Origin of the sequence: Leucobacter celer subsp. astrifaciens (assembly GCF_001273835.1) — a bacterium.
In the GTDB taxonomy this organism is placed as follows: Bacteria; Actinomycetota; Actinomycetes; order Actinomycetales; family Microbacteriaceae; genus Leucobacter; species Leucobacter celer.
Genome location: NZ_JHEI01000146.1, coordinates 69,553 through 81,364, shown reverse-complemented (window position 1 = coordinate 81,364; position 11,812 = coordinate 69,553). Strand labels below are relative to the sequence as shown.

Below are 11,812 nucleotides of genomic sequence, written 5' to 3'. Positions count from 1 at the left end.
GACGGCTCTGCTCGAGGCGGCTGGTCGGGTGTTTTCGCGTATGGAGTATGACAAGGCGAAGTTGAAGGATATCTCCGATGATGCGGGGATCAGCTTGGGGTCGTTGTATTTCCATTTCGGGAATAAGGATGATGTGGCTGCTGCGGTGTTGGATGCGCAGCAGGAGCGGATGACTGAGGTGTTGTCGGCTGTGGTGGAGACGGAGGGGACGTCTCTGGAGCGGTTGTTGGATCTGCTGGATGGTGTGGCGGAGTTGATTTCGTCGGATGCGCTGGTGCAGGCGGGGATTCGTCTGGTGGGGTCGTTGCCGGATGAGTTGAAGGATCGCGGTTACGGCTACTACGACGAGTGGCAGAGGGTCACCGCCACGCTCATCCGCGAGGGCATCGAGGACGGCTCGATCACGTCGCCCTGCGGTGCGCAGGAACTGGCCGAGGTGGTCAACGAGGCCTTCGTCGGTGCGCAGGTGCTGTCGGGGATGATGGACGGCTGGCAGACGCTGCCCGCACGCATTCAGCGCGCGCGTCCGCGCCTGCAGGAGCTGCTCGCCCCTGCAGCCTGATCCCGCATCGGCGCCGCGGGGCGCTAGTCCGCCGGCGCCGCGAGACGCACCGACGCGAGTTGCTCGCTGCGTGTGGGCGCCGGGTGCACGGTGACGAGCTCGTCCACATCGGCGAAGCGCGCGAAGGCCTCGAGCTCCTCGCGCACGCGATCGGGGCCGCCGATCGCCGTGTACTGCATCATGCCGCGGATCTCCCGTCCCGCGGGGGTGTCGACCAGCGCCGACGCCTCGTCGACGGTGAGCTCCTGCTCCCGCCCGCGCGACAGGAAGCGTCGCACGCGATCCACCTCCGTGCGTACGAACAGCGCCTCCGCCTCCTCGTCGCTCGCCGCTGCAACGACGTTCACGCCGGCGCTCACATAGGGCTCCGGGTGCGTCTCGCTCGGCACGTAGTTCGCCCGGTAGTGCTGCACGGCGCCCGCGAGCTGCTGCGGCGCGAAGTGCGACGCGAACGAGTAGGGCAGGCCGAGCTGGGCCGCGAGGCTGGCGCCGAAGAGGCTGGACCCGAGGATCGTGAGGGGCACCCGCGTGCCGCGGCCGGGGTAGGCGTTGACGGCGTTGCGCGGCAGCTCGTCGGAGAGATAGCGCTGCAGCTCGAGCACGTCGCTCGGGAAGCTCTCGGCGGCCTGGTGGGTGCGGCGCAGCGCCCGGAAGGTGGCGCCGTCGGTGCCGGGAGCGCGCCCCAGGCCGAGACCGATGCGCCCCGGGTGCAGTTCGGCGAGCGTGCCGAACTGCTCGGCGATCACGAGCGGCGAGTGGTTCGGCAGCATGACCCCGCCCGCGCCGAGCCCGATGCTCGAGGTGTGCGCGGCGATGTGGGCGATCAGCACCGCGGTCGCACTCGACGCGATCGACGGCATGTTGTGGTGCTCGGCGTACCAGATCCGCCGATAGCCGCTGCGTTCTGCGAGCTGCGCCACCTCGACCGAGTGACGGAAAGCGTCGGCGATGCTGCCGTCGGCTTCCACAGTGGCGAGATCGAGGATCGAGAGGGGTGTCGCAGCCATACGGGCTTCAACACGCGCCCCGTTCGGCGCATTCCCGACGACTCGCCCGATGCGGACTCGCCCGGTGCCGGCGTGGTTCTGCGCCGCGGACGCGGTTACACCACGTCGCGCCGCCAGCGCAGCGCCCACCCGGCGGCTACGGCGATGACGGCGTAGGCCAGCATCACCAGCAGTCCGCCCCAGATGCCGAGTGCGCCGGATCCCTCCGGGAGCGAGGGATCGAGACTGGACATGCTGGTCATCACACTCGCGCCGACGAACGCGTCGGTCGCCGATCCGGGCAGGAACTTCGCGACCTGCGCGCTCCACTCCCAGAACTGGGCGCCGGTGCGCAGCACGGGCTCGACGAACTGGGTGAACACGAGGGCCAGCACGATCGCGAAGGCCTGGTTGCGCACGAGCACGCCGATCCCGAACCCGATGATCGACCACAGCCCGAGCGCGGCGAGCACCCGCAGCGCGAGCAGCCAGGTCTCGCCCGAGCCGAGCATCGGGTCGCCGTCCGTGGCGGCGAGCACCGGCGCGCCTGCGCCGATCGCGCCGAGCAGCCCCGCGATCCCGACCGCGATCCCGAAGCCGAGCAGCACGATCGTCTTGCTCAGCAGCACGATCCCGCGCTGGGGTTCGAGGGTGAAGGTGAGCGCGAGCGTGCGGTGGCGCAGCTCGCCGGTGGCCATGAGCGCGCCGAGCAGCAGCGGGATCACATAGCCGAAGGTCGAGACCGAGGCGTAGACCATGTTCGCGGTGGCCTGCGCGGGCAGCGCGATGCCGCCCATCTCGTCGCTCATCGCGCCGAAGATGAAGGCGAACATCGCCGCCATCATGGCCGAGTACGCGCCGAGCACGATCGCGAGGATCCACCAGAGCTTCGTCGAGCGCACCTTGCGCCACTCGGAGGAGAGGCTGCGCGTCAGGCGGTTCATGCCGCACCCCCTTCCGCCGCGGACCCGGCCGGCGGCTGGGAGCCCGCATCCTCGATCAGCTCCAGGAAGCTCTGCTCCAGCTCGCTCTCCTCGACGCTCAGGTGCGAGAGCGGGATCGCCGCCTCGAGTGCCACGATGCCGACGGCCGCGGGATCCAGGCCCGTGATCCGCATGGTGCTGCCGCGTGCACCGTGCACCTGAGCACCCGCAGCCTGCAGGGCGTGCGCGAGGGTCGGCTGGTCGCTCGCGTCGCGGTGGGCGACGCCGACGAGCACCGTGCGCTCGCCGGTGCCGCGCTGCAGTTCGTCGAGCGTGCCGGCGAACGCGAGCTCGCCGCGGCGGATCACCACGACATCGTCGACCGTCTGCTGCACCTCGCTGAGCAGGTGCGACGACAGCAGCACGGTCTTGCCCTCGCTCGCGAGATGCTTGAGGAGCAGCCGGATCCATCGGATCCCCTCGGGATCGAGGCCGTTGATCGGCTCGTCGAGCAGGATCACGCCCGGGTCGCCGAGCAGAGCGGCCGCGAGGGCGAGGCGCTGGCGCATGCCGAGCGAGTAGCCGCCGGTCTTCCGGTCGGCCGCGTCGGCCAGTCCGACGAGTTCGAGCTTCTCGTCGACGGTGCGCTTCGGCACGCCGATGGCGCGGCGCACAATATCGAGGTGCGCGCGGCCGGTGTGCGCCGGGTGGAAGTCGGCCGAGAGCGAGGCTCCGACGGTGAGCGCGGGGCGCTCGAGCGAGGCGTAGGGCGCGCCTCCGATCGTGGCGGTGCCGCTGTCGGGGCGCGTGAGGCCGAGCACCATCGAGAGTGTGGTCGTCTTACCGGAGCCGTTCGGGCCGAGGAAGCCGGTCACCCGCCCGGGCTCGGCTGCGAAGCTGAGCGCGTGCACGGCCTGCACGCTGCCGAAGCGCTTGGAGAGGCCCGCGACCTCCACGCGTACCGCTTGCTGTGTCATGTGATCCCCTCGCCGGCAGTATCGTCGTTGGCGATAACTCTATCCTAGGTAGAACTATTGCCGCGGAGCGGATCTCTCGGGGGCGCTTCGGCCCGGTATCCCGCATTCGCGCGTCAGTAGTTGTCGCCAAAACAGAGTTTTGGTGACAACTACTGACGCGCGTAGCGGAGGAGGAGTACGAGGATCAGTGCCCGCCGCCGGTGTAGGGGCCGAGCTCGGCGAGCACCTTCATGCGCTCGGGCAGCGCGAAGCGCGGATCCACCGTGCTTTCCTCGCCCGCGACCAGCTGCGCGGCCCACTCGCCGAGCTGCGGCGAGAACTTGAAGCCGTGACCCGAGAGGCCCGCGATGGTGACGACCCGGCCGCTCGCGCTGCGGTCGACCACGGGCAGGCGGTCGGGGGTGTAGGCGCAGTGGTGCACGCTCTCGCGCACCGGCTCGGGGTTGAGGCCCTCGAAGAGTTCTGCGGCGCGCTGGCCGATCTTGATGAGCTCTTCGCGCGTGTGGTGGGTGGGCACGTCGGCCACGTCGCGGAACACCGGCCACTCCGGGTTGGTGCAGGCCTTGAACGCGTAGCCGTCGAAGCTCGGCGCGCCGAAGAAGTGCACGGGGCCGGCGTCGCGCAGGAACGCGGGGAACTTCTCGGGCACGAATGCCGCGGGATCGCGGGGCATGAACCAGGTGAGGCCGAGCACCTGCAGGCGCAGCAGCTCGTCCAGCTCGGGGGAGAGGCGGGTCGACCAGGATCCCGAGGCGAGCACCACCGTGTCGGCGAGCCAGGATCCCTGGGTGGTGCGCACCACGACCCCGTCGGAGCGCTCCTCGATGCCGAGGACCGGGGTGTTGAAGTAGAGCCGGGCGCCGTTCGCCTCGGCCAGGTCGAGCGCGCTCATCACGGCGACCTCGGGGCGCAGCCCGCCGCCGTGCTCGTCGAGCAGGCCCACGTCGCCGTCGAAGATCGTGTGCTGCGGATACTCCTTGCGCAGTTCCTCGGTGCTGAGCGTGCGGTGGGGGATGCCGTAGTCGCGCACCGTGCCGAGCGCGGTCTCGAGATCCGGGAATCCCTCGGGCGCGATGCTGAGGCAGCCGACCTCGTAGTAGATGTCGCGGCCCGATTCCTTCTCGAGCTCGCGCCACAGATCTCGCGAGCGCTGGATCATGCGCACGTAGGTGCCGCCCTCGTGCACCGCGGTGCGGAACACGCGCGACTCCCCGACGTACGAGCCGTGCGAGTGCACGCGCCCGTACTGCTCGATGCCGACCACGTCGAGCCCTTCGCGCTTGCTCAGCTGCCACAGCGCCATCGAGCCGACGGTTCCGGCGCCGATCACCACGACGCCCGTCTTCTGCAGGTCCATTTCGATCCTCTTCTGCTTCTGGTCTGTCATCCTGCGCGGAGTCGCAGGATCTCGAGTGTTCGTCGCCTCTGATGCGCCGTTCTCCCGAGTGGGATTCTGCGACTCCGCGCAGAACGACGGGGAGGGTCCGTGCGCCGGGGGTGGGGGAGCGAGGGATCAGGCCAGCGCGGGCTCGTCCCAGAGCTTGAGCTTGGTGCCGATGCCGTCGCGCACGGCGTTGCGGTAGACCTTCGTTGCCCACGCGACGTCTTCGACGGGCATGCCGCCCACCGAGTAGATGAAGACCTCGTCGTCGTTGCGGCGCGCGGGGGTGAGGCCCTGGATGATCTCGCCCATGTCCTCGAACTGCTCGGGAGTCATGCGGCCGTCGCGCACGCGGTCGACGAGGTGCATGCCCCAGATGCCCACGGTCTCGTGCGCGGGGGCGGGGATCTCCTCGGCCCAGGCCTGGTAGATCTTGCGGGCGTCGGCGACGTGGCGGGATCGCAGCACGAGATCCTCGTCGAGCGCGAGGTGGGCCGAGCAGCAGATGAATGCGCCGGGTTTGACCCACTCGTCCTGGACGGTCGGGTAGTTCTCGGAGCCCATCGGGCTGGGCACGGCGATGCTGACGATGTCGGATCCGCGCACGGCGGCCTCCATGTCGGCGACCTGCTCTACGCGAGCGATCTGGGGGAACTTCTCCTTCGCCCACGCGATGAAGGTGTCGATACCGGCCTGGCCGCGGCCCGAGACCTTCACGGTGTCGATGTCGGGACGCACGGCCATGAACGATTCGAGGGAGGTGCGGTTCATGGGGCCGGGGCCGATGATGCCGACGACCGTGGCGTCCTCGCGGGCGAGGTAGCGGGCGCCGACGCCGGGGATCGCGCCGGTGCGGTAGGCGCTGAGGAGGTTGGCGCTCATGATGGCGAGGGGCGCGCCGGTGTCCTTGTCGTTGAGCGTGAACATGAGGATGGAGCGGGGCAGGCCCTGCTTCTTGTTCTCGACGTTGGATCCGTACCATTTGCAGCCGGCGACCTGGTAGTCACCGCCGAGGTAGGCGGGCATGGCCATGAAGCGGCGATCCGGGCCGTCGACGGGCATGCCGGGGAAGGTCTCCTCGGCGGGGAAGAAGACCTGCGCGCCGTGCGAGTTGTTCTCGCTGCCGGCCATGCGGTAGTCGCCCTGGGCGAAGAGCCCCAGCATGTCGGTCATGGTGTCGACGCACTCGGCCATGTTCGTGACACCGGCGCGGATCATGTCGGGCTCGTTGAGGTAGAGGAATTCGATCGTGGTGTCCGGCACGGCGGTGTGTCCCTTTCGTTCTTGCTCCGAGCGGCTCCGCCCGGGCGAGGGATCCGGTCACGATCCACTCGGTAGCGTCAGCCTAAAACTATCCATCTGGATAGTCAAGGAGAGATTCGGGATCCGGGGTATCGGATCGCGGCTCCCGCGGGGCGACTGGGGCTGCCGCGGGTGTCGGGCCTGCTGTCAGGCGGTCTGCGCCGCCTCGACGAGCGCGCGGATGCGGCGCAGGGCCGGGGCGACGTCCTCGGGCGACACGAGCTGCTTGAACACGATCCCGTCGAGAGCGAACCAGATCAGTTCCGTCAGTTCGGCGTCGTCGACGCCCAGGCGGGCCAGCTGGCGCGAGATCGCCTCGCGGTAGGCGCGGTAGTGCTGCTCCGCCAGCGGCCGCAGCTCCGGACGGCGCCGCGACTCGAGCAGCAGTTCGTACTGGAACGACTGGATGCCCGCCTCCCGGTCGGCGAGCGACTCGATCCCGGCGGCGAACTCGGCTGCCGTGAGCGCGCTGCTGAGCATGTTCGAGCCGCGGAGGCTCTCGTCGATCGCGAACTCCATCGCCTCCGCGATGAGCTGGTCACGGGATCCGAAGTGGTGCCGCACGAGCCCGTGCGAGACGCCGGCCTCCGCGGCGACCGCGCGGTAGGTCAGCGCGCGCAGGCCGCCCGCGGCGACGACGACGATGGTGGCTCGCAGCAGGGCGGAGCGGCCGGAGGCGTGACTCATGCACTCGAGCGTAGCGAGTGGCGGGCGCTCCCACTGCCATGTCCGTTTTCCGCGTGCGTCGCGGGCGTGCGCGCGGAACAATGGATCCGTGACCAGCGATACTCCGATCCTCGACTTCGACGCCTGCTACCGGGCTGCGTCGGGCCGCGACGCGCGCTGGGACGGTCGGGTCTATCTCGGAGTGACGAGCACGGGGATCTACTGCCGTCCCTCGTGCCCCGCGCGCAAGCCCCTCCCCGAGAACTGCCGCTTCTTCCCGAGCGCGGCCGCGTGTGTGGCGGCGGGGTTCCGCGCCTGCAAGCGGTGCCGCCCCGACGCGGTGCCGGGCACCCGGGACTGGGACGTGCGCGGCGATCTCGTGGCGCGGGCCGTTCGCCGCATCAGGGACGGCGCCGTCGACGCGGTTGGCGTGGCGGGACTCGCGGCCGAGCTCGCCGTCAGCGAGCGGCACCTGCGTCGCATGATGATGGAGGAGATCGGCGCGAGTCCGCTGCAGCTCACCCGCACCCGGCGGGCGCACGCGGCTCGCGCGCTCATCGAGGAGACGGAGCTGCCGCTCGTCGACGTCGCCTTCGCCGCCGGTTTCGGCAGCGTCCGGCAGTTCGGCGACACGATGCGCGAGGAGTTCGGGATCGCGCCCTCGCGCATGCCGCGTCGCCGCATCGGCGCGGAGGATCCTCGCGGCCCGGTGTCCGATGAACGACCGAGGATCGCGCTGCGTCTGCGCACCCGGGCCCCCTTCGACGCCGCGGCGATCCGTGCGCATCTCGAGGCGCACGCCGTTCCGGGGCGCGACCTCGTCGATGCGGATGGCTCGACCGCGCACGCTGTCGATGTGCCCGGCGGTACCGCGGTGGTGCGCATCGACTGGTCGGAGGTGCCCCCGTCGGCCGCGCAGACGCGCGACGGAGTCACGGCGGTGGGGATTCCGGTGGTGCTCACGCTGCCGCAGCTCACCGACACGATGCCCGCGATCCAGACGGTGCGCCGCCTGCTCGACCTCGACGCCGACCCGGCGCAGATCGCCGATGCGTTCGCGCGCGATCCGCTGCTCGGAGACCTCGTCATCCGTCGACCGGGGCTGCGGCTGCCCGCGGCGCGCGAACCCCGCGAGTTCGCGCTCGGCACCGTTCTGGGGCAGCAGGTCTCGCTCGCCGCGGCGCGCACCCTGCAGGGGCGGCTCGCGGCGGCCTTCGCCCGGCCGGGCGTCCAGGCGGTGCCGGGCTTTCTGGCGGGGCCTGATCCCGAACTCATCGCCGGATGCGAGGCCGAGCAGTTGCGGGATCGCCTCGGGCTCACCCGAGCCAGGGCGGAGACGCTGCGCTCGCTCGCTGCGGCGCTCGCCTCCGGCCTCGACCTCGGGCCCGGAGCCGACCGCGACCGGGCGCGCGCCGAACTCGCCGCGATGCGCGGCATCGGCCCCTGGACCGTGGAGATCATCGCGCTGCGCGCGCTCGGCGACCCGGACGCCTATCCCTCGGGCGATCTGATCCTGCGTCGCGCCCTCGGCGTGACCGCGAACCGCGAGGCCGAGCGCCTCGCCGAGACCTGGCGGCCCTTCCGGGGATACGCCACTCAGCACCTCTGGGCCGACTTTCTCGAAGCGGCCTCGCGAAAGGAGATCCCATGACCTCTCAGCTGCCTTTTTCGTACGCGGTGGTCGACATCGTCGGCAGCCCGTTCCACGCGATCTGGACGCCCGAGGACGGCGCGCTCCGGGCCGGCGGCTTCGCCACCGATTCCGATCCCGAGGCCGTCAGCCTCATGGAGCGCCTCGACCGCCTCGACGCATCGCTCGCAGGGCGCGGCCTCGCCGACTCCCCGAGCGACGCGGGACCGATCCCGGATGCGCTGCGCGCCTATGCCGACGGGGATCTCACCGCGATCGACGAGATCCCGGTCGCACAGCCCGAGACGCCGTTCCGCGGCGAGGTGTGGCGGGCGCTGCGCCGGGTACCCGCGGGCGGTGCCGTGACGTACACCGAGCTCGCGGCGCTCGCCGGGCGCCCCTCGGCGGTGCGCGCCGCCGCTTCGGGCTGCGCCAACAACCTCGTGGCGCTCGTGGTGCCGTGCCACCGCATCGTCCGCACGGACGGCGGGCTCGGGGGCTACCTCTTCGGCACTGACGTCAAGGAGCGGCTGCTGCGCCACGAGGGTGCGCGGCTCTGAGGCTGAAGCTGAGGCGAGGACGCGAGTCGTCTTCGCCCCCCGCTCCCGCCCCGCCTCGGCCTGTCCCGCTCCGCCCCTGCCCGGCCTGCCCCGGCCCGATCCACGGCAGGCCCAGGACCCCGATATTCGCGCGTCAGTAGTTGTCACCAAACCTGACGGGAGGCAGCAACTACTGACGCACGTGGGGGAGTGAGCACGGGAGGCCGGAGGTCCTGAGACGAGAGGAAGCGGGCTTCCCGGAGGTCCTGAAGTACGAAGCCCCCTGCCGCGAGGCAGGGGGCTTCTGTGGAGGGACCGACGGGAATCGAACCCGCGTTCTCAGCTTGGGAAGCTGATGTCTTACCATTAGACGACGATCCCAGGGCGATAGCGCCGCACCAACTATAGCAGGATGGCGGGCGGCGAAATCGCGGTTACCGCCCTACGGGCAGGCGGCGCTCTTCTGGAGTTCCGCGAGCTGCTCTTCGGCGGTCCAGGGCAGCTCCGGCCCGGCTCCGGCCTCGGCCGAGATCGAGGCGAGCTGGAAGGCGAGCGCCTTGGCGAAGGCCGCTCCGGAGGCCGAGTTGTTCAGTGCGACGACCACCGAGTAGCCCGATTCGGGATCGTGGTACGCCGCGGTGATCGTGCCGGTGATCGATCCGCTGCGACCGTAGAGCGGCCCCATCTTCTCCGTGCCGAACGTCCACTGGCGGCCGTTCTCGTCGGGCTCCTCGGTGGGGTTGCCCTCACTGTCGCGCTTCGGGTTCTTCACGGGGAAGGCGTCGGTGGTGATCGATGCGGCGTCGCCGCCGAAGGTGCCGTCGAGGTAGTGCTCGTAGAAGTTCTTGAGGTCGGTGACCGTCGTGACGGTCGCCCCGGCGCCCGAGAGGATCGATGCGGAGACCTCGGGAACCTCCACCGGGCCGGCGTCGCACACCGCCTTGCCACCGCTCAGCGGGTAGTTGGTGCCGGCGAGGGTCGAGCCGGAGACCGTCGTGCTCGAGAACGCGGGGAAGTAACTCGACGGCATCTCCGCCTTCGCGAAGACGTGCTCGTCGAGCAGTTCCGAGACCTCGCGACCGGTCTTGACCTTCAGCACGCGCGCCAGCAGCACCACGTTGGTGTCGGACTGGTTCACGTTGAGTCCGGGCCAGGCGAGCGGGGAGTGGGCGAGGCCCTGCGCGATCAGCTCCTGCTCCGGCCAGTACCGGGTCGGGTTGTTGGCGAAGAGAGTGTTGTAGCCCCTCTTGAAATCGGCGATGCCGGATCGCATGTCGCAGAGCTGTCGATAGGTGACGCCCTCGATGCCCGACTGCCGGGTCAGGTCCTTCGAGATCTCGCGATCCAGCTCGATCTGCCCCGCGTCGACGAGGTCGAGCAGGAGCGCGCACATCACGGGCTGGGTGGCTTGGGCGCCGCGGATCTTGACCGACCCGTCGATGTCGCCGTCGCCGTAGCCGCGCACGTACGCCTGCTCGCCCGACCAGATGCCGACGACCGCTTGCGAGGAACCGCTCAGCTCCATCGCGTTCTCGATGGCCTCGTCGATGCCGGATGCGAGCGCTTGGTCGATGGTGTCGACGTCGCCCACCGGGGCGGCGATGTCGCCGCCGGTGCAGGCTGTCAGCCCGAGCGACGCCGTCGCGAGCAGAGCGGTTGCGACGATGCGCGTGCGATGTGCAAGCCTCGGGATCAAACTCGACCGCCAATCTGATGCTTCGTATGGGGCGCAGAACACCGGAGAGTCTACTGCGTGACGCTGAGAAGAACGGTCTCTGGCGGCAATGTGAGGCTGACCTTACTAGACTGGAGCGGTGACGAGCTTTACTGAAGATGTGGTCTCGGGCGTGACCGGACACATGAACGGCGACCATGCCGATGACAATCTCCTGATCGCGCGCGCTTTCGGGCGCCCCGACGCAACGGCGAGCCGCATGATCGGCGTGACGGGCGAGGGCGGGGTCTGGCTGGTCTCCGATCCGTCCGGCGAGCACGAGCTGTCGGTCGCGTGGCCGGCCGGCCCCATCACCGAGCGCCCCGAGATCCGCCGAGAGGTCGTCGCGCTCTACAACGCCGCATGCGAGCGGCTGGGGATCGAGCCGCGCGAGGAGCACGCGCCGGAGAGCGGTTCCGGCGCGCACCATGGGAACCACGCCCACCATGCGCACCACGCCGCGGAGAGCTCCGCGGCCGAGGGCGAGAAGCCGTTCTCGGTGGTCGTGCGGGAGAGCTCCTGGTCCGATCACTCCGATAGCGAGGGCGCCTCCTTCATGGAGGAGATCATGCGCGGGCGCGGCACGCTGCAGGACTACATCGATCTCGTCGTGCAGCACTATTACATGTACGAGGCGCTCGAGGCGGCGACGGCTCGCTTCGCCGCCGATCCCGATTTCGCGCCCTTCCACCGGGAGGCGCTCGTGCGCATGCCGGCGCTCGAGGCGGATCTCGTGCACCTCATCGGAGACGACTGGCGCGATCGCGTCGAGGTCGTGCCGGCGACCGAGGCCTACGCCGCTCGCATCCGCGAGGTGGCCGAAGAGGGCTGGATCGCGGGCGTCGTCGCCCATCACTACACCCGGTACCTCGGCGATCTCTCGGGCGGGCAGATGATCGCGAGGAGGGTGGCGAAGCAGCACGAGCTGGATCGCGAAGGCATCGCCTTCTACGACTTCTCGGAGCTGGGCTCGCTCACCGACTTCAAGAACGAGTACCGCTCCGCGCTCGACGCGCTGGGAGAGGGCCTCGACGAAGCCGAGAAGGCGCGCATGCTCGACGAGGTGCGGGCGGCCTACGGTTTCAACACGGCGGTCTTCGTGGATCTCGGCCGGGCGAAGGCGACGGCATAG

The 11,812-nt window shown here is 70.0% G+C and carries 11 protein-coding genes and 1 tRNA gene; 4 read left to right on the top strand and 8 right to left on the bottom strand.

Annotation, left to right across the window (positions count from 1 at the left end; translation table 11 throughout):
* A partial coding sequence (locus AMS65_RS16390; RefSeq protein ID WP_157502378.1) for a TetR/AcrR family transcriptional regulator occupies positions 1–562 on the top strand: 562 nt, incomplete at its 5' end.
* A gap of 23 nt (positions 563–585) precedes the next feature.
* On the opposite strand, the gene AMS65_RS16385 is transcribed toward AMS65_RS16390, so the two are convergent.
* From AMS65_RS16385 to AMS65_RS16360, 6 genes are all read right to left on the bottom strand, one after another.
* Positions 586–1,569: an LLM class flavin-dependent oxidoreductase gene (locus AMS65_RS16385; RefSeq protein WP_053385241.1), complete on the bottom strand. Its 984-nt coding sequence runs from the start codon at positions 1,567–1,569 to the stop codon at positions 586–588.
* A 95-nt stretch (positions 1,570–1,664) separates the two neighbouring features.
* On the bottom strand, positions 1,665–2,492 hold the full coding sequence (locus AMS65_RS16380) for an ABC transporter permease (protein WP_053385240.1): 828 nt from the start codon (positions 2,490–2,492) through the stop codon (positions 1,665–1,667).
* On the bottom strand, positions 2,489–3,448 hold the full coding sequence (locus AMS65_RS16375; RefSeq protein WP_053385239.1) for an ABC transporter ATP-binding protein: 960 nt from the start codon (positions 3,446–3,448) through the stop codon (positions 2,489–2,491). The genes AMS65_RS16380 and AMS65_RS16375 overlap by 4 nt, the downstream gene beginning before the upstream one ends.
* Positions 3,449–3,632: 184 nt before the next feature.
* Positions 3,633–4,805, bottom strand: a complete 1,173-nt coding sequence (gene solA / locus AMS65_RS16370) for an N-methyl-L-tryptophan oxidase (protein WP_053385238.1) — start codon at positions 4,803–4,805, stop codon at positions 3,633–3,635.
* 156 nt (positions 4,806–4,961) lie between these two features.
* Entirely contained in the window at positions 4,962–6,092 is a 1,131-nt protein-coding gene (locus tag AMS65_RS16365) for a tyramine oxidase subunit B (protein WP_053385237.1), read from the bottom strand.
* A 186-nt stretch (positions 6,093–6,278) separates the two neighbouring features.
* Complete coding sequence (locus AMS65_RS16360; RefSeq protein WP_053385236.1) at positions 6,279–6,818, bottom strand: TetR/AcrR family transcriptional regulator; 540 nt, start codon at positions 6,816–6,818, stop codon at positions 6,279–6,281.
* An 88-nt stretch (positions 6,819–6,906) separates the two neighbouring features.
* Between AMS65_RS16360 and AMS65_RS16355 the strand changes: the two genes are divergently transcribed.
* A complete protein-coding gene (locus AMS65_RS16355; protein WP_053385235.1) occupies positions 6,907–8,448 on the top strand; it encodes a DNA-3-methyladenine glycosylase 2 family protein in 1,542 nt (513 codons plus the stop codon).
* Entirely contained in the window at positions 8,445–8,987 is a 543-nt protein-coding gene (locus tag AMS65_RS16350; RefSeq protein WP_053385234.1) for a methylated-DNA--[protein]-cysteine S-methyltransferase, read from the top strand. The genes AMS65_RS16355 and AMS65_RS16350 overlap by 4 nt, the downstream gene beginning before the upstream one ends.
* A 286-nt stretch (positions 8,988–9,273) precedes the next feature.
* Here the strand turns inward: AMS65_RS16350 and AMS65_RS16345 are convergent.
* Together AMS65_RS16345 and AMS65_RS16340 are read right to left on the bottom strand one after the other, a co-directional pair.
* A tRNA-Gly gene (locus AMS65_RS16345) sits at positions 9,274–9,347 on the bottom strand.
* Between the two features lie 61 nt (positions 9,348–9,408).
* The gene (locus tag AMS65_RS16340) at positions 9,409–10,662 is read right to left on the bottom strand and encodes a serine hydrolase domain-containing protein (RefSeq protein ID WP_053385233.1); all 1,254 of its coding nucleotides are present in this window, start codon (positions 10,660–10,662) and stop codon (positions 9,409–9,411) included.
* A gap of 118 nt (positions 10,663–10,780) precedes the next feature.
* On the opposite strand from AMS65_RS16340, the gene AMS65_RS18850 reads away from it, so the two are divergent.
* Positions 10,781–11,812 carry a biliverdin-producing heme oxygenase gene (locus AMS65_RS18850; protein WP_241489486.1) on the top strand — a complete coding sequence of 344 codons (1,032 nt, stop codon included), beginning with the start codon at positions 10,781–10,783 and terminating at the stop codon, positions 11,810–11,812.